Below are 18,290 nucleotides of genomic sequence, written 5' to 3'. Positions count from 1 at the left end.
CTCGTATCAGGGGCCGCAGCCCCCTGTTGGGTTAAACTTCATTCGGACGCCCGCACGACGCGGATCTCGATCCGGCGGTTGCGCGCGCGCCCCTCCGGCGTTGTGTTTGAGGATACCGGCTGGGCCGCACCATACCCCTCTGCGATCAGGCGCTGATGGTCGACACCGCGGGCGACCAGCGCATTGCGCACGGCGAGCGCCCGGTTGCGGCTGAGGGTTTCGTTCTCGTCGTCCGGACCGGTGGAATCGGTGTGCCCTCCGATGCGGAGTGTGCCGGGGCATTTCTTTACCGCCGCCGCGACGGCATCCAGCAGGTCATTGCTGGAGGCGTCGATGACGGCACTGGAAGAGTCGAACTCGATCCGAGCCTCCTTCAGTAAATCGGTCAGTTCCGCCTCACAGCTGACGACCGCTTCGTGCGGCAGGATATCGATCTTGCCAATCGTGCCCAATGGCATGGAGGCAACAGCGGCATTGCGCACGTCGTCGGCTTCGGTGTCCGGCAGTTCGCAGCGCAGGTTGAATCGCCCGCGTTCGAATCCGGCCTGGCCCGTGTCGCATTGGGTGATTGTGTTCACGCCGCGCAGCGCCACTTCGACATAGCCCTCCGGCGGCACGAGGCCGGCAATGTCGAGATAGTCGTTCACGCCCGTGATGCGGGGCGGGTAAATCTTGTCAAAGGCGTGCCGGACAACCGTGTCCTTCGTGTCCTGGTCCGGCATCGTGCCGTTCAGGGTGAGGACGCCGTGGGTCAGGGTGAAGGTCCAGGAAGGCGCCGCGATGGCTTCGTCGGTCACATCCTGAAGCGGTGCAGCGGGATGCGGCGCCTCAACATCTTCTGCACTTGGCTGGTTGGTGTAGGGCCCCTGCGGAACGGTCACGCGCGTCGCCGGGCGGGCCAGGCCAAACGGCGTCGCCGAGACGGCGCGCTTCGCGATCATCCGGGCCTTGTGCGCTTCGGCGCCGGATGCCGCCGCTCCGGTAATGGTGACAGACTGTCCGCTGACGGACGTCTGCGCCCAGTCCACGCCATTCGCGGCCAGCGCCTCGGTCACGGCGCGCTTGGTCGCGCCCTGTACGCCCAAGGCAAACGGCACCAGCGCGATCAGGAACAACAGGCCCAGTCCGGCCAGCGGGATCAACCCGAACGGTACAAACGGCAGGTGACCCTCCCGGCGGACAAGCCGGCGCATGCGCACAACGCGCTCGCCCTCTTCCCCGTCGACGGTCTCAAAGCTCACCCGGCCGCCTCCTTCTGACGCGGAAAATTCTCATGGAATGCGAACGCATTAGCCGCCGAAGTTTAGTCGAAACGTTTCGGGGCAACAACATTGTGCATCCATAGCGGACGCGTCAGCCGTGCAGAAAAGCGGCTTCAGGGGCGCCGGGTTCGTGCGGCGCACGAATTCCCGCTCCGGCAGTCTCGCCGGGCGGGAAATGACCGGTGAAAGCAACGGCCGACCTGCGAATTGGTTATGGTCCCGCCGCAGAGGCGGAATCAGCGGACCGCCGAGGGAGAGTCACGACCAGACTTCCGGGAACGGATGTCCGGTCAGAACGGATTAGTTCTCTGCAGAATCGGGCAGCGACTGGTCCATCGTCTTGGCCGGCTGGCAGCAGGAAGGGCCGGAAACGATCTTCGCCGGGACACCCGCAACCGTGCAGTGCGCCGGCACATCCTTCAGGACGACCGAACCTGCGGCGACCTTGGCCTCGTCGCCAACATGGATATTGCCCAGCACTTTCGCGCCAACGGACACCAGCACGCCGCGCCCGATCTTCGGGTGACGGTCGCCGACTTCCTTACCGGTACCGCCCAGGGTCACGCCCTGCAGGATCGAGCAGCCATCGCCGACGACGGTCGTTTCACCGATGGTGATATCTGTCGCATGGTCCAGCATGACACCCTTGCCGATCCGTGCGGCCGGGTGGATGTCGACGCCGAACAGTTCGGACGCCCGGGACTGGAAATGGAAGGCCAGCGTCTCGCGGCCTTCGCGCCACAGCACATTGGCAATGCGGTGGGTCTGAAGGGCCTGGAAGCCTTTGAAAAACAGGAAGGGCTGAAGCAGGCCGCGGCAGGCCGGGTCGCGCTCCAGAACGGCCATCATGTCGGCCTCCGCCTTTTCGACGAGTTCGTCGTGGGACTCGCAGGCATCCGACAGGATATCCCGCACCTGTTGGGTGCCGATGGTCGAGTCGCCGATCTTCTCAGCCAGGTGATAGGCCAGCGCATCGCAGAGGGAATCGTGGGCCAGGATCGCGGCATTGATATAGCCGGCCAGCGACGGCTCATCTGCAGCGGCAGCAGCAGCTTCAAAGCGCAGGCGCTTCCATGCGGGCGGCGGTGCGCCGATGTCGGGATTTTCTGGCATTCTCGTTCCCTCTTGCTCAGGGTGTGAAGCTCACATGGGGCAGCTTGCCGCAGGCATCAAGCCCCGGCGCGCTCACAATTGGGTTATTCGCCGGATGTCTCCGGAATGGCAGGACGATAGCCAAACAGGCGGCGCACGGGCTTGTAGGTCATGATCCGGAAGATGGCCGGCGTGAAATAAAGCGACAGCAGTGCCGATCCGGCCACGCCGCCGGAGATTCCCGCCGCCAGCGGCAGCCAGAAATTGTCCCCCGACAAGAGGATCGGAATGAAACCGCCCATTGTCGTCAGCGTCGTCGCCACGATGTGACGGGTGGCGTCCACGACGATCTCCCGCTGGCGGACGACATCATCGGCCATCGCCCATGGATCGGCCCGCAGCAAGCTGAGCACCACGATCGACGCGTTGATGGAAATGCCGAGCAGGCCAAGGCTGCCGACAATGGCGTTGAAGCCCATAGGCAGGTTGAACAGCCAGACGCCGAAGAAAGCGAGCCCGATGGACAGGAACCCCGTCGACAGGATCAACACCATCATCCGGAAGGAATTGAACACCAGCATGATCGCCCCGGCCATGACCAGGATCAGCGGCACGCCCACGCTGGCAAGGTCCGTCACGGCCTCGGCCGAATTCTCCGCCTCGCCGCCGATGACGACGCTGTAGCCCGCCGGAACAGTGAAGCCAGTCGCCTCAAGGCGCGCCTGGTAGTCGGCCAGCACGGGCGCCGGGATCGTGTAGGGTTCGAGATAAGCGAGGATCTGGTTCATCCGCTGGCCATCCCAGCGGGTGATGACCGCCGTCTCCGGATCGAGCGACAACTGCCCGAGGGCAGACAGCGGCGTACCGCTGGAGCCCGACCCGACCGTTGCCGAGCGCAGGTTCGACAATTCCCGCCGCCGGCTGTCCGGCGCAATCACCACGACGGGCAGCTCCTCCGTACCTTCCAGAACGGAGCCCGCCCGCACGCCTTCCAGTTCGGCATTCAGGTCTGCCGCGAGGTCTGTCAGACGCTCACCCGTCAGAGCCGCAGCCGTCTCGTCCGCATCGAGCTTCATGGTCGGCGCGCCAAGCTGCAGGGAGGCGACCGTGTAGGTCACACCCGGTGTCTGCGCGAGAACAGCGCGCGTCTCGTTTCCAAGCCGGTTCAGCGTTTCGAAGTCGTCGCCGAGAATCCGGAACTCCACAGGCGCATCGGCAGGCGGGCCCTGCTCGTAGGGCAGCGCCAGGAAACGCGCGGACGGGAATTCAGCGCGCACCAGCTGCTGCACATCGGCCACGATCTGGCGTGTACGGAGATTGTTGTCCAGCTGCACCCACCCGGAGGCCAGCCCCTCAACCCCGCGCGTATTATTGATGGCATTGTAATAGACCCGCGGCGCGGGTTCCCCGAGCACCCAGGTCACATCCTTCACACCTTCGATGGACTGAATCAGTTCGGTCGCCCGACGGGTCGCCGCTTCGGTATCGGCCAGGCTCGCTTCGGGCGGCAGCTCCAGGGTCAGCTGGAACTGGTCGCGCTCGGTCTGGGGGAAGAACTGGTTTGGCAACTGGCCAGCCAGCCAGAAGCCGAGGATCGCCGGGGCGATGCCCAGCACAATGCCGAGCGGCGGGAAGCGCAGCACGGCCTCCACCGTCGCGCGGTAACCGTCGGAGATGAAGTCGAACGTGATGCCGTCCCGCCACCAGCGGCGCGGGCGGGTTGCCTCGCCGCGTTCCCAGCCGCGCGTCCGGTCGAACCAGCCCGCCATGGCCGGGATCACCGTCATCGAAATGAGGAAGGAGGAGCATATGGCGAAGACGACCGACAGACCGATCATGCCGATGAATTCCCCTGCCGGGCCGGGCAGCATGGCGATCGGCGCAAAGGCCAGCGCCGTCGTCAGGGTCGAGGCGCCAAGCGGCGCAACCAGATGCTTCAGGCTGCGCTCGATGGCGTCCAGCCGGTTCAAGCCACGCACGCGCCACTGGTCGAAATCATCCACCACGACGATGGCATTATCGATCAGCAGGCCGAGCGAAATCACGAGGCCCGTCACCGACATCTGGTGCAGCGGATGCCCAAACACCTTGAACAGGATCAGTACCAGCGCCACGGTCAACGGCAGGGCCATGCCCACCACGAAAGCAGACCGCCAGCCCATCGTCAGGAACAGGACGCAAAACACGATCCCGGCTGAGATCAGCAGGTTCTGCGCAAGGCCGGTGAGGCGCGCATTTGTGTAGGTGCTCTGGTCGAATATCGTGGCGATGGTCATGCCCGGCGGCGTGTTCCGCGCGAAGTCCTCAACGACCGCGTGGGCCGTATCCGCCCACTGGTCGACACGCTGGCCCGGCGAGATATAGACGCCGATCAGGATGGCCCGGTGCCCGTTCTCGAAGGCCATATTCACCGGCGGGTCGGCGAGGCCCTTGCGCACGTCCGCAATGTCGCCAAGGCGCACCGCTGTGCCGTCGCCTCTTTGAATGATGGGCACGGACCGCACCCGGGAAATCGAGTCGAACTCGCCGCTGATCTGGAAGCCTACATTGCCGCCTTCCGCCCGCAAGCGCCCGGCCGGGGCCTTGGAGTCCCCTGCTGCCAGCGCCGCAGCCGCCTGCCGGAAGGACAGCCCTGTCGCCGCCAGCGCGTCAGGATCCATGACTACGCGCACTTCTTCAGACGGCAGGCCGTAAGTCTGCGTTAGTTCCGTGCCCGGAAGACGTTCAAACCGGTCCTGCAGGTCCAGCGCCAGACGCCGCATCACCGCGATGGGCGGGTCTTCCTCGCTGTCCCATCTTATGCCGATCACCATCGTCGCCGCGCCGACATATTGCTGCGTGACTTCCGGCTGGGAGACCCCGGCTGGAAATTGTGCCTGCGCCTGGCTTACCTTCTGGCGGACCAGTGTCCAGGCATTGTCCACTTCCGTGCCGTTCAGATCCTCGCGTACATTCAGGGTGATTTGGGAGACACCGGCGCGCGAGGTAGAGTTCACCTCTTCCAACTCCGGCAATTCCATCAGCGCCGACTCCAGCGGCTCGGTCACGAGCGCTTCCATCCGCTCGGCATCTGCGCCGGGCAGGAACGCCACAACAGTCCCGTAGCGTTCGATCAGCGTCGGGTCTTCCTGCCGCCCCAGCGTGAACATCGCGCCGAGCCCGCCGATCAGCATGATCAGCATCGACAGCGCCGTCAGGCGCGGCAGGCGATAGAAGAGACTGAGCGCCTTCACCATGGCTCGTCAGTCGTCTGCGAGATTGGCCCGCTGGGACTCGCGGGGTGTCACCGGCATGCCGGGCGTGATGCGTTGCAGGCCGTCGACGATCACCCGTGCGCCCGGCTGGATAGGTCCGCGCACATAGGCGCGGTCGCCATCGCTGTGTACCATTTCGACCGGGCGCGGCACCGCCGTCCAGCCAGAGTCCGACGGGTCTGCCACATAGACCGTCCATAGTCCGCGGGACGCGGCGGAGAGCGCCTTCACCGGCACCCAGAAGCCCGCTTCGCCGACACTCCGGTCAAGCGCGAAGCGCACGACAGCGCCCGCAGCGATAGCGTCCGGATTTTCGATATCGAACACGGCACCCACGGTGCGCTGATTGGCATCGATCACACCGGTCACATTGCGCAGGCGGGCCGTCACTTCGCCGGTGTCGGCCACCAGCGTGTATTCCTTGCCCGGCTCCAGCAGTGCCGCGCTGGCGGCCGGCAGGCCGAGGCGGGCTTCGAGATGGCTCTTCTCGACCAGCTCAAGGATTGGCTGGCCAGCTGCTGCGATAGCGCCTTCATCGGTCAGGCGCTGTGTCACGACGCCATCGAATGGCGCCGTGATGGCGGCAAGGTCGATCTGGACGCGGAGCGTATCGGCCTGCGCCTTGGCGGCCTCGACACGGGCCAGCGCGGTGTTCGCCTGCGCTTCGGCCTCATCGACACTCTGTTGCGAGATATGGCCCTGCAGTTTCAACTGGCGCTGGCGTTGCACGGTGCTGAGCGCCAGGTCATGTGCCGCGCGGGCTTCCTCGACCTGCGCATTCGCCGAGGCGAGCTGCGCCTGTAGGCTGCGCGTGTCGAGCTTTGCCAGCAGAGCGCCTGTCTTCACCTTGTCGCCGACATCGGCACGTATCTCGGCAATTCGCCCGCTGGACGCAAAACCCAGCATGCTGGTGCGGCGCGCTTCGGCAAGACCAGTATAGCTTTCCTTCAGGTCGAACGCGCTGGTCGGCTCCACGGTGACCACGGCCACCGTCAGCGGTGCCGGGGCCTCATGCGCCACTTTCGGCCCTTCGGCGCTGCGCAGGCGGGTCGCGGCGTAGAACATGCCGGCGCCGAACCCGATCAACAGGAGCAGGAAGACCAGCCCCTTCAGCGCAGTTGGCTTCTTCTCCCTGATCTCATTGCCCTCATAAGGGTGCGAGTGAGTCATCAGCGTGTTCCGTTCTTGTGCGGAGGGTCAGCGGGCACGGCCAGGCCGCGCATGACGATGTCTGCATGATACGCGACGAAGTCGCCGTCGGTTTGGGTCGGACAGGGCTGGACGTCCGGCAGGATGGGCATGTGGATCATCAGCAGCGCGAGGCCATGGGACGAGGCCCAGATCGACTTGGCTGACTTGATCGGTTCCAGCGCCGGATCAAACACGCCAAGCGCCTGCCCCTCTTCCACCAGATCGACCAGGATCTTGAAGGCCTGCCCCTTCGGCGTGGCGATGAAATCGTCCCAGCTGAGCTGCCGGCGCGCCGCCAGCTCCTCCCGCGTCGGGATCGACGAGAAGGCGGCGGCATAATGGTGCGGGCGGGCCGTCGCCGTGGAGACATAGGTCGTCACGCAGGCGCGGGCGCGGTCATGGAAATTCATGTTGGCGGCAGACACGCGGTCCACCTGGTCCAGCAGGCGCTCGAAGAAACTGTCCTTCAGCTCCTCCAGCAGCTCTTCCTTGGAACCGAAATATTTGTAGATGGCCGAGGGGGAGTAATCGATCTCTTCGGCCAGCCGCCGGATGGACAGGCCGCTCTCGCCCTCTTTCGCAAACATGCGCTCGGCAGCGGCGAGGATTGCCTCGCGCACCTTGTTGCGCCGCCGCGTCGCGGGAGTCTGCTCGAGAGTGTAGTCCGAATCCATGCCGCGGCCACGATCAACGTTCGAAAAGTGAACAGTGTTCACTAAAATAGACTGCCATCGCCCTCCCGGCAAGCACAGAGTCTGAAAGCCCGCTTTTCGCCCGGATCGGTTCACTGTAGGGACGGCGTATGACGAAAAGGTTTCCTCCCGCCCCGCCGCTCGGTGAACCGATGCTTTCTGTCAGGCCCAGCGCCGAGGCTCGCGCGATGCTCGCGCTGCGCCGGTCGGCCAACAAGCAGTTCATGGGTGCGCCCGGCCCCTCGCCCGCAGATCTGGATGAATTGTTGCAGATCGCAGCCCGCGTGCCGGACCACCGCAAGCTCGCCCCGTGGCGCTTTGTTGTGTTCGAAGGCGAGGCCCGCGCCCGCTTTGGCGCAGGCCTGGCGGATATCCGCGCCGGCCGCGGCGATCCGGAGCCGGAAGTCGAAAATTCCCGCAAACTGCTGCTGCGCGCGCCGGTCGTGGTGTGCGTGATTTCTTCGCCGGTGAATGACGGACGGACGCCGGTCTGGGAGCAGGAACTCTCCGCCGGGGCGGTTTGCTACAATCTCCTGCTGGCCGCCAATGCGAGCGGCTGGGCGGGCAACTGGCTGTCGGAATGGCCAGCCTTCGACGCGGACGCCGGCAAGCTGCTGGGCCTCGAAGACGGCGAACGCGTCGCCGGCTTCATCTATCTCGGCACCGCCACGATGGCCCCGCCGGAACGCCCCCGCGCCGACATGGCCGAAAAGATCACCCGCTGGGAAGGCTGAAGAATGGTGCGTTGTGGCATCCTGCTCCTTCTGATCGGCACCTTCGCCATCTCACTGGAAGCCACAGCGCAGGGCGTTCTGACCCAGAAAGATGAGATCTATGAATTCATCGAGAACTGCAAACCCAGCCGGTCTCGCGAAGCCGTAGCTGCTGATCCGCACGAACCACTGACTGTGACGTGCCGGAACAAATGCATGGAAAGCAAGCTGAACGACTGGCTGTCCCAAAGCCCTGAAAATCGCGAACGCTATTTCGCATCGGGCGATGTTTACGAGATCGAACGTGCCGCCTGGCTGGCCAGCTGCCGGGAAGGCGGTGCGATTGTCGAGCAGACCCGCTGCATGGGCCAGTATGCGCCGGACATTCTCCGCAAAGCAGGCCCCATTCCCTGTGGTGAGGCCGTTATGTGCGACGTCCGCTTCGACATCGACGACAATGGGCGCCCGGAAGGGTTGTCAGCAGCATGCCAGCCCGGCCCTGCCCAGGCCGAATATGAACGCGAAGCGATCTGCCTGATCGGAACTATGTCCTATCCGTCCCATCGGGGACGGAAAAATGTTGTTCAGCCGTTTGAAATGAAGAGCGACCTGAGCTGCCCGATTTCCTGAAGCAGAGGGCTATCCCCGCCCGCGATATGGCGCGACGCCGGTGTCGGGCACGTAGAGCCCCTTCGGCACTTCACCCGACTGCCAGAACACGTCGATCGGGATACCGCCGCGCGGATACCAGTAGCCGCTGATGCGCAGCCATTTGGCGTCGGTAAACTCGAAGATGCGCTTGCCGATGGAGACCGTGCAGTCCTCATGGAAGGCGCCATGATTGCGGAAGCTGGTGAGGTAGAGCTTCAGGCTCTTGGACTCCACCAGCCACTCGCCTGGCGCATAGTCGATCACGAGATGGGCAAAGTCCGGCTGGCCGGTGACCGGGCAGATGGAGGTGAATTCCGGCGCCACGAAGCGCGTCAGGTACAGTGTGCCGGTGTGCGGGTTCTGCACACGCTCCAACTGCGCCTCTTCCGGGCTTTGCGGCTGGGCGGTCTGTTGGCCGAGCTGGCCGAGGTTTTGGTAGATCGGATTATCAGACATTGGGAAGCAGCGCCGGGACAGGAATGATGTTGAACAGGAGCCCCATGTAAAGCGCATAGCCCGCCAGAAGAAGCCCCCCTTCCCAGCGCGCGATCTTCTTCCCGGTTATCCCGAAAAGGAACAGGAAGAACAGCGACAGGACCAGCGCGCCGATATCGGTGGAGCTGACGATGCTATGGCCGCCCGCCTGCAAGGCCTCGCCTGCGATGTCCCCGGCATGGTTCTGCATCACGCTGAACGGGTGGATCAGCGCCGTCACGCCCAGGATGCCGAGGATGTTGAAGATGTTGGAGCCGATGATGTTGCCGAGCGCGACATCCGCCTTGCCGCTGCGGGCCGCCGCCAGCGAGGTCGCGAGTTCCGGCAGGCTGGTGCCGACGGCGACGATGGACATGCCGATCACCGCTTCGCTGACCCCAATATCACGGGCAATGCCCACAGCGCCGTCGACCATGAAGCGCGCGCCGAACACGATGCCCGCCAGCCCCGCCAGCGCGATCAGCAGGCCTTTCACGATGCCGTAGGGTGCCTCGACGATCTCACCCTCGCCGGCATGCATCTCGGCCTCTGGCGTGTCGCCCTTCTGGTCCGCCACCAGCGACAGGATGATGTAGAGGACGAGTGCGGTGACCAGCAGGAACCCGCTGAGCCGGGTAAACGCGTCCAGCCAGATCAGCCCGCACAGCGCCGCCGTGGCAACAATCACCACCGCCGCATCCCGCTTCAGCGCGCCGGGATTGGTCATGATCGGCTTCACCAGCGCCGCCGCACCCAGCACCAGCAGGATGTTCGCGACGTTGGACCCCATGACATTGCCGATGGAGATACCGACCGCGCCGGTATCGATGGCGCGAAGGCTGGTCACCAGTTCCGGCATGGAGGTGCCGCAGCCAACCAGGGTCAGCCCGATCACGAGTTCCGAGATGTTGAGCTTGCGCGCGACCGCGACCGATCCGCGGACAAGTCCCTCACCGCCAAAGATCAGGAGGCCGAGGCCCGCCAGCACCAGAAGATAGTCCATCAAAGGGCCTTTCGGAAAACCGGACAAACATAGTTTACGGGCGGTCCCGCACAATGGTTCCGTATCACTCATTAGCGGCCTAACAGGAAGTTACCGCAGTTCATGCAGGATTCAGGCAATCTGAGCTCCCATATTCATGAAATACCGATGAATTTGGTCCAGAACTCGCATGGTTAAATCGATGCCCGGCCGTGATATGCCTTCCCGCCCGCGTCAGAAGGGTGCGGGCCTTGCCCGTGGAGCCGCCAGCCTTGCGCTGGCCGGAACCCTTTCGGCATGCACGCTGCTGGGCGGAAACGGCGCGGATGGTGGCATCTCCGGCACGGTTTACGCTCCCGCGTCGCTTGACGGTGTGCCTGACAATCTCGCCTCTCGCGCGAACTCGGTTCTGCAAACCTACAAGGCGCCGCCCGCCTCCATTCTCGAAGCACGCCGCCGCGCCGACCGGGCCGCCGAAACGATTGAGGAATTCCTCTCCTCCGAAGGCTACCTTGCCGCCAGCGCGGTGCCCCAGCCCATCGACACCGCTGCCACAACGCCAAAGGTCGAGATCACGCCTGGCAAACGGTTCCGCATCGCCTCGGTCACCGTCTCCATCGACGGCGAGATAGACTCGGACACCGGTGCGGAAATCGAACGCGCGAAGAAGGGCCTGCTGATCGGCGGGCCCGCACACACGAGTTCCATCGAGCGGATGGACACGGTTCTGGTGAACCACCTGAAAGAGGCCGGCTATGCCTTCGCGGCGAGCGAAGATATCGACGTGCTTGCCTCCCGCACCGATGCGAGTGTCGAGATCACCTATACGCTGATCCCCGGGCCTCGGGTGAAGCTCGGCGAACTCATCCTGCCGGACGATATCACGACCCGGCCGCCCTCGGTCCGCGTGATGCAGACCTGGAAGACAGGCGACTATTACACGCCGGAGAAAATCCGGACGCTGAGGACACGTCTCCGCTCGTCCGGCCTCTATGACGGGATCGGCATTGAAGTATCCGAGACGCCAGACGCAGATGGCACCCACGCCGTCGAGCTTTTGCTGGCAGACGCGAAACCGCGCTCCATCGGTATCGGCGCATCCCTGTCCACGACCGAGGGCGCCGGGGTCGATGCCTTCTGGGAAAAGCGCAATATCACCGCCCGGGGTGACACGGTGCGCGTGGAAGGCGCCGTCGCCAATATCAGCCGCCACCTGACCGCCAGTTACGAACTGCCGAACATCGGCCGCTACGGCCGGACGCTGGATGCGGAAATCGGCGCCCGTCAGGAAGAAACCGACGCCTACGACCTGACCGGCCTGAAAACCGGCGCGACCCTGTCCCAGCCGTTCAACAAGAATTTCACCATCTCGGCCGGTGCCTATGTCGATGTAACCCGCACGGTCGAATACGAGCTGACGCGGTCTGGCCCCTCCGACCCGATCGACCAGGTCACCTTCTCCACCCCGCTGAGCGGCACCTACAATACCGTCAGGAACGCGCTGGACCCGCAGGATGGCAACCGCCTGTTCCTGACGCTTGAGCCCAGTATCTCCACCGGCACGGTGAATGCGGTCTATACCCGCTACCTCACCAACGCGACGACCTACCATTCGTTCACGGATAGCCTGATCGCTGCCGCACGCGTGGAAGCCGGCGGCTTCCTTGGCGACACGGACGTACCGGCAGACCGCCTGTTCTTCGCGGGCGGCGGCGGCACCGTGCGCGGCTATGCCTACCAGTCGCTGTCACCGACCAACGCTGACGGCGACTATGTCGGCGGCGAAGCACTGTTCGATGCGTCCCTTGAGCTGCGCTGGCGCAAATCGAAACGCTGGGGTTATGTCGCCTTTGTCGACTCCGGCGCTGCCGCAGCCGATTTCGGCGAAGTCTTCGGTGACCTGCGCAGCGCCTTCGGTGTCGGCGTGCGCTACTATCCGGGCTTCGGTCCGATCCGGCTCGACATCGCAACACCGATCAGTCCGCGCGACGGCGACGATCCGGTACAGATCTACATTTCGATCGGGCAGGCATTCTGATGCCAGCCCTGAAGACGCTCATCGACCCGGTCCGGAAACACCCATGGCTCTCAGCGGCTGCAGCCTTGCTGTTGACCATTGTGATCGTGGTCATCTCGGCACGCGTGTGGATCGCCAGCGATGGCGGGCGGGCCTGGCTGCTCTCACAGATCGATGGCCGCAAGGCGGGCGCCTATGGCACGATTGACGCCGAAGGCCTGTCGGGCGACCCGCTCGGCAAGATGTACCTGCGGCGGCTGGCCGTACGCGATGCAAACGGAGACTGGGTCGTCGCGCAGAACATTTCGGTCGACTGGGCGCCCATGGCGCTCGTCTCCGGCCTCGTCGATGTGAAAGCGCTGTCGGCAGGCAAACTCAACTTCATCCGCCGCCCGGTGACGGAGAAGCAGCCGCCATCGAGTAGCGGTGGCAGCGACATCCGCATCAAGCTCCGTAGCCTGACTATTCCGGACCTTGCCTTCCAGGAAGGTTTCGCCGGGCCGGAGGCGCACTTCGACGTGAGTGGCCGCTACGACCAGGCCGGGCGGACCCTGGCGGCAAAGCTCGACGCGTCCCCGCGCGACGCAGGCACAGACCGGTTCCTGATCGACCTGCGCCGCGAGGCCACCGGCCCGTTCAGCCTGGACGCAGACATCAATGGCGCCCCCGGCGGCGTGATTGCAAACCTGATCGGCCTTGAGAACGCCACCGGCGTGACGCTGAAAGCTTCGGCCTCTGGCACGCCTGACACCGCCACAGGCGATGCAACACTGACGATCGGCGACCAGCCGGCCGCGACCGCGACGCTGAAGATCAAGGACAAGCGCCTCACCGCCGATGCCACGCTCGACGCGACACGCTTGCCCATGCTGGGCAGCCAGATCGTTTCGCTTGTCGGCGATGCCACCACCGTCCGTCTCGAAAGCACGACAGGGCTGCGGGAAGCGCCGTTCGGCATAGAGACCTCCTTGCGCGCAGGCACTCTGTCCGTTCGTGGCAAGGTCGATACACGCAGCTGGGCGCTGACCGGGGCGGCGGATCTCGATGTCGAGGTCACAGACCTGCAGCCCATTCTGGGCGAGCCGGGCAAGTTCTCCTTCATCGGCACAGCGGCAAAGGACCGGAAAGACTGGCTGCTGCAAGGCAAGGCCGGACTGAAAGTCAGCGGCGAGAACGCCATCCCGTTCGAACAGGCCGAAGGTCCGGTGAAAGTGTCCATCGGCCGACCGGACATCGCCTTCACCGGTGACCTGAAGATCACAAATTTGCTCGGCCGCATCAGTGCTGCAGCACCGCTGTTCGGCGAAACCACCGCCCTTCGTGCTGAAGGCCGCTACGACCGCGCCACCCAGCGTTTCATGCTGGAGCAGACCGATGCCGCCCTCTCGAAGGGCCGCGTCGGCGCCACTGGCACGATCGATCTCGCGGAAAGCAGGCTGGACCTCTCCGGCACGCTCACAACCGCGCTTGACCCGCTGCCCGGCGGCGCAAGCGGCCAGCTGAGCGGTCCCTTCTCGCTGAGCGGTGCCCTCGCCCGCCCGGCCATTGAATTCAGTCTCGCCGCAAAGGACCTTGCCGATCTGCCGGACCCGCTCCTGCAGCTGACCGGCACGGCGCCGACCCTGAACGCCTCACTTCAGGTGAAGTCCGGCTCGCTCGGCATTTCGTCTGCGCGGCTCTCCGGCCAGCGGGCCGTGGTCACCGCGGCCGGCGATTGGGCATGGTCTGGCAACAGCGACGTGCGGGCCGAACTGATACAGTCCGCACCGGTCACCGCAGGTGGCTGGGAAGTCTCCCTTGGTCATGCACAAGTCCGGCTTGGTGGCCGCTCAGGCGCCCTTCGTTATGACATCGACACCTCCGGCGGCACCGCAAATGGCGCCGGGCGGCAGGTCGACGACCTGGCCCTGACGGCAAAGTTGGCGGGCGCCCGTGGCCGTATTTCCGGCCCGCTCACACTCAGCGCCATTGCCGATGGGGAACCGGTGTCCGCCAATGCAAACCTCCTCCGGGCGGAGGGCGTCACGCAGCTCGCAGACATCACCGGCACCCTTGGCCCCGGGAGGTTCACCGGCGCTGTATCCCTTGCAGATTCCGGCGACCTGACGGGCGATATCAATGTCGACGGCACGGCCCTTTCCTGGAGCAGCGGCGCCGCCCGCGAGGCCAAGGGCACCATCCATTTCGAGCGCAAGGGCGCCGACCCGTTCGCGCTGATGGCGGACCTGAATGTCACGGACCTCGCCCTCGGCCCCGGCCGCGCACTGGTCTTCGACAAGGCCAGCGCTACCCTGCGCAATGCGCCGGAAGGCTATGACATCCGCGCCCGGTTCATCTCCGACGTGCCGTCCTACCCGACCGACCTGACCTTCATCGCATCCGCCAGTTTCGGCGCGCCTGCCGCGACCGGCATGTTCGAACTTTCCGGCACCGCACTGGGAGAGCCCATAAACACGGCAGCTCCGGCGCATTGGCGGCTTGGCGATACCCCGGAACTCGATGCCGACGTTTCCCTGCTCAGCGGCCGCATCAAGGCCGGCCTGACGGGTGGCGGCGACGACACCCGCCTCATCTTTGACGCAACCGGCATCGACCTCAGCCCGGTGCTCGCGCTCTTCGAGACCACGACCAATCGCACCCGCATGGAAGGCCATGGCGACCTGCGCGTCTTCGGCGCGGCCCCGTCCGGCACTATCCATGTCGTCGCGGCCAGCGACGTGCCGGGACTCGATTCCTCCTTCATGATGAACCTCGACGGGACGCTGACCCGCAGCGGCCTCACCATCGACCTGAGGAGCGATTATGGTGGCCGCCTGGTCCTGAGCGGCAGCTCGATCGTGCCAGTTTCAGCCAAGGCCGGGAAACTGGTTGCGCCGGACCGGACGGCTCCCCTGAAAGGCCAGGCCAGCCTGACCGGCGATCTCGCCGTGCTGCGCACCGCCGCCCTCGCCTATGGCCATGACGTCAGCGGCAAGATCGACGCTTCCGCAAACCTCAGCGGTACGCTGGAGGCCCCTGCCTATGACGCGCAGGCCAGCCTCCGGAACGGCACCTATGAACTGGGTAGCATGGGCTTCCAGCTGTCAGACATTACCGCTGATGCCGCTTATGACGGCGAAGCGCTCACCGTCACCGGCAAGGCAGGTGCGCCGGGCGGCGGCACTTTCTCTCTGGATGGCCGTCTCGCCGGCGAGGGCACAGACCTTGAGGCCGAATTCCGCAACCTGCTCCTGTTCAATCGCGATGGCGATCACGCAAGGGGCAGCGGCAAGCTTGTGCTGGCCGAAAGCGCAGTCACGCGCAGCCTGACGGGCGAAGTAACGATCACACAGGCCCGCTATTCGCTGGACAACCTGCCTTCCTCGCGCCCGCACGCACTCGATGTGCGCTGGACCGATGACCCGCCGGCCGAGCCGGACGCCAGCCGGCTGCGCCGGACCCTGTCGCTGGATATCGACATCAATGCCGACCGCCGGGTCTATGTCACCGGCCGGGGCCTCGACAGCGAATGGCGGGCGGACCTGAAGCTGACCGGCACACCGGCCGCGCCTCGCCTTAACGGCACAACGACCCTGGTCCGAGGCGATCTGGATCTCGCCGGCCGGCCCTTCGTCTTCGACACTGGAACCATCACATTCGATGGCCCTGTGAACAGGGCCCAGATCAATCTCTCCGCCGAACGGTCGGTGAACGACTTTGATGTACAGGTGAATGTGACGGGCTCGCCAGTGAAGCCTGTGATCGAGCTCTCAAGCTCCCCTGACCTTCCCCAGGATGAAATCCTCTCCCGGCTGCTGTTCGGCCGTTCCTCGATGGACCTGTCCGCGCTGGAGGCTGCCCAGCTTGCCAACACCATTGCGCGGCTGTCGGGAAACTCCACCGGATTCGACCCGGCAAGCGAATTCCAGGCGGCGCTCGGGATCGACCGATTCTCTATCGGCACCTCTGAAACTGGCGGCGCGGAAATTGGTGTTGGCCAATATCTGAGTGATGACGTTTATCTGGAGCTGAAATCTGCAGGGGCCGAAGGTAGCTCAGTCGAGGTCGAGTGGAAGCCCAGACCCCAGATTTCCGTTACGTCAGAGACAAATGCGACGGGCGACAGCAAAGTCTCTATCCGGTGGAAAAGAGACTATTGATTGTCCTCCAAATGCCCCGGCAAGACAGCAACTTCTATAAGAATTGCTACAGAAAGTAGCGCATCGATATCCTTAGGAATAATCCCTGAATTTATAGGCGATTAGGGTCCCTATGCATACCAACCAAAAGAATGTAATATTCGCTATCGAATAGCGTCGGCAGGGTGGTGTTTCAAATTTGTTATAAGCACTCGATTTGCTTCTACACCCTAGGAGAGAAGAGTTTGCTAACCCATAATCCGTAAACTTCTGAGGATATTGGACGTGCCATCTCGCCGACAGACTACATCCCGCGCCCCCACCGCAATCGACCAGATGGTGGGCGAAAAAATCCGCAAACTTCGCCTCGACAGAAACATGACACTTGCCGAACTCGGATCCGAACTCGGCATCTCTCATCAGCAGCTGCAGAAATACGAAACCGGCACCAATCGCCTGAGCGCCGGCATGCTGTCGAACGTCGCTGATGTGCTGCGCGTCGAGATCACAGACCTGTTCGAAGATACCAATGCCAACAAGGGCAATGCGCCCGATCCGCTGGAGAAGGCCCGCAACGAGTGCCACTCCTGGATCAACCGGGCGAATTCCGTCGAAAAGCTCGGCGCCATGGCCCGCGTGCTGAAGGCCCTGTCGGCAGACTGATCCCTGCCCGCTCGCGAATATCCGGTCGTCCGGCTTTCAGGTCCGCCTAGAAAGTCCGGGCGATTTGCGATTCTGCGCCATACTTCACCTGATCCGGATGCACGAAGGCATCCCGGAACCAGGCGACCCGGCGCTCATCGAATATGGTCCACAGCCAATCGAGCACAGCCTGGCCATGAGGCAGGCGGCGCACCCGTTCGGTATAGGTCAGCCAGAACTGGATGGGTGCGATTTCCGGCAGGTTCAGCGGCTTCACCCGTTTGTCGATCTCGCCGATATAGGACGGCAGCACCGCAATGCCCCCGCCATGCGCGCAAACCTCAATCATGGCAGCGGCAGAATTGGTGACCAGCGAGTAGTCGATCATCTTTTTGAGTTCAGCGACGCGCGGCGCCCAGCGCTCGATCTGGTGCACATAGCCTTCATGAAGGATGGTCTTGTAGCGGTAGTATTCGAACAGGCTGTTGGGCAGTTCATCATAGTCGGCCAGATAAGCCTCGGACGCGAAACTCATATAATGAAGAACGCCCAGCTTCCGGCCGATGATTTCCGGAGATTTCGGTTCTGTGAACTGGATTGCGATGTCAGCTTCGCCTTCCAGAAGGTCCGGCACGGTATCGACGACTCTCAGACGTAGCTGGACACGCGGATTGGCGGCCTGGAACTCCGGCAGGCGCGGCGCGATCCAGTACGGCCCGAGGCCGTCGCCTGTGGCCAGCACGATGCGGCCCTCCACGTCCCGGTCGCGATTCCCTGCGTTTTCGAAGACCTCGCCGACCGATTCCGCCATGGCGTGAATATGGCTGAGCGCGATCCGGCCAGCGTCTGTCAGTTCGACCCCGCGCGTCGTGCGCACGAGCAGGACCGTGTTCAGGTCCTTTTCCAGCTGGTCGATTTTGCGGCCGATCGTTGGCGCGGATTCCTGGAGGCGATGCGCTGCTGCATTCATGCTGCCAAGTTCCGCAACGATGCGGAACACACGCATATTATCCCAGTCCATCCGTTCGGTCATTATTATGCCATCCGGTTCGCTCACGCTTCTCACCTCTCCCGCGTCAGAGCGACGACTACACAGGCAACATGGCCCCAGCGCAATACTTTGCCGCAGGCATTAGGATATTTGGCCACAGGATGTCGGATATATCTCCGCATGGTGCCGGCTGCAGGACTCGAACCCGCGA

Annotated in this window: 13 protein-coding genes; 5 read left to right on the top strand and 8 right to left on the bottom strand. The window is 64.0% G+C overall.

The window, feature by feature from the left end:
• Positions 1 to 38 precede the first annotated feature (38 nt).
• The 5 genes from HY26_RS02390 to HY26_RS02370 form a co-directional block, all read right to left on the bottom strand.
• On the bottom strand, positions 39 to 1,241 hold the full coding sequence (locus HY26_RS02390) for an OmpA family protein (protein WP_034768148.1): 1,203 nt from the start codon (positions 1,239 to 1,241) through the stop codon (positions 39 to 41).
• 321 nt (positions 1,242 to 1,562) lie between these two features.
• A complete protein-coding gene (gene cysE / locus HY26_RS02385; RefSeq protein WP_034768146.1) occupies positions 1,563 to 2,375 on the bottom strand; it encodes a serine O-acetyltransferase in 813 nt (270 codons plus the stop codon).
• Between the two features lie 83 nt (positions 2,376 to 2,458).
• Positions 2,459 to 5,590 carry an efflux RND transporter permease subunit gene (locus HY26_RS02380; RefSeq protein ID WP_034768144.1) on the bottom strand — a complete coding sequence of 1,044 codons (3,132 nt, stop codon included), beginning with the start codon at positions 5,588 to 5,590 and terminating at the stop codon, positions 2,459 to 2,461.
• Between the two features lie 6 nt (positions 5,591 to 5,596).
• The gene (locus HY26_RS02375; RefSeq protein ID WP_034768142.1) at positions 5,597 to 6,778 is read right to left on the bottom strand and encodes an efflux RND transporter periplasmic adaptor subunit; all 1,182 of its coding nucleotides are present in this window, start codon (positions 6,776 to 6,778) and stop codon (positions 5,597 to 5,599) included.
• Entirely contained in the window at positions 6,778 to 7,473 is a 696-nt protein-coding gene (locus tag HY26_RS02370) for a TetR/AcrR family transcriptional regulator (RefSeq protein ID WP_034768413.1), read from the bottom strand. Before HY26_RS02370 ends, HY26_RS02375 begins: the two co-directional genes overlap by 1 nt.
• A gap of 170 nt (positions 7,474 to 7,643) precedes the next feature.
• Between HY26_RS02370 and HY26_RS02365 the strand changes: the two genes are divergently transcribed.
• Both HY26_RS02365 and HY26_RS02360 read left to right on the top strand, forming a co-directional pair.
• A complete protein-coding gene (locus tag HY26_RS02365; RefSeq protein ID WP_065382767.1) occupies positions 7,644 to 8,225 on the top strand; it encodes a nitroreductase in 582 nt (193 codons plus the stop codon).
• A 3-nt stretch (positions 8,226 to 8,228) separates the two neighbouring features.
• Positions 8,229 to 8,834, top strand: a complete 606-nt coding sequence (locus HY26_RS02360) for a hypothetical protein (protein ID WP_112072854.1) — start codon at positions 8,229 to 8,231, stop codon at positions 8,832 to 8,834.
• A gap of 9 nt (positions 8,835 to 8,843) precedes the next feature.
• On the opposite strand, the gene queF is transcribed toward HY26_RS02360, so the two are convergent.
• Together queF and HY26_RS02350 are read right to left on the bottom strand one after the other, a co-directional pair.
• Entirely contained in the window at positions 8,844 to 9,311 is a 468-nt protein-coding gene (gene queF / locus HY26_RS02355; RefSeq protein ID WP_034768138.1) for a preQ(1) synthase, read from the bottom strand.
• A complete protein-coding gene (locus tag HY26_RS02350) occupies positions 9,304 to 10,332 on the bottom strand; it encodes a calcium/sodium antiporter (RefSeq protein WP_112072853.1) in 1,029 nt (342 codons plus the stop codon). The genes queF and HY26_RS02350 overlap by 8 nt, the downstream gene beginning before the upstream one ends.
• 169 nt (positions 10,333 to 10,501) lie before the next feature.
• Between HY26_RS02350 and HY26_RS02345 the strand changes: the two genes are divergently transcribed.
• The 3 genes from HY26_RS02345 to HY26_RS02335 all read left to right on the top strand — a co-directional run bounded on the left by HY26_RS02345 (position 10,502) and on the right by HY26_RS02335 (position 17,109).
• Positions 10,502 to 12,349 carry an autotransporter assembly complex family protein gene (locus HY26_RS02345; RefSeq protein ID WP_034768134.1) on the top strand — a complete coding sequence of 616 codons (1,848 nt, stop codon included), beginning with the start codon at positions 10,502 to 10,504 and terminating at the stop codon, positions 12,347 to 12,349.
• Positions 12,349 to 16,467, top strand: coding sequence for a translocation/assembly module TamB domain-containing protein (locus HY26_RS02340; protein WP_112072852.1), 4,119 nt, complete (start codon positions 12,349 to 12,351; stop codon positions 16,465 to 16,467). Before HY26_RS02345 ends, HY26_RS02340 begins: the two co-directional genes overlap by 1 nt.
• A 264-nt stretch (positions 16,468 to 16,731) precedes the next feature.
• Positions 16,732 to 17,109 (top strand): helix-turn-helix domain-containing protein, encoded by a 378-nt coding sequence (locus tag HY26_RS02335; protein WP_139068786.1) that lies wholly within the window; start codon positions 16,732 to 16,734, stop codon positions 17,107 to 17,109.
• Between the two features lie 46 nt (positions 17,110 to 17,155).
• Here the strand turns inward: HY26_RS02335 and HY26_RS02330 are convergent, their stop codons facing one another.
• The gene (locus tag HY26_RS02330; RefSeq protein WP_146740157.1) at positions 17,156 to 18,145 is read right to left on the bottom strand and encodes a LysR family transcriptional regulator; all 990 of its coding nucleotides are present in this window, start codon (positions 18,143 to 18,145) and stop codon (positions 17,156 to 17,158) included.
• Between the last annotated feature and the right edge of the window lie 145 nt (positions 18,146 to 18,290).

The sequence above is a fragment of the Hyphomonas sp. GM-8P genome (genome assembly GCF_003263315.1).
In the GTDB taxonomy this organism is placed as follows: Bacteria; Pseudomonadota; Alphaproteobacteria; order Caulobacterales; family Hyphomonadaceae; genus Hyphomonas.
The sequence above is the reverse complement of the archived record's forward strand: the minus strand, read 5'-3'. Positions and strand labels throughout refer to the sequence as shown.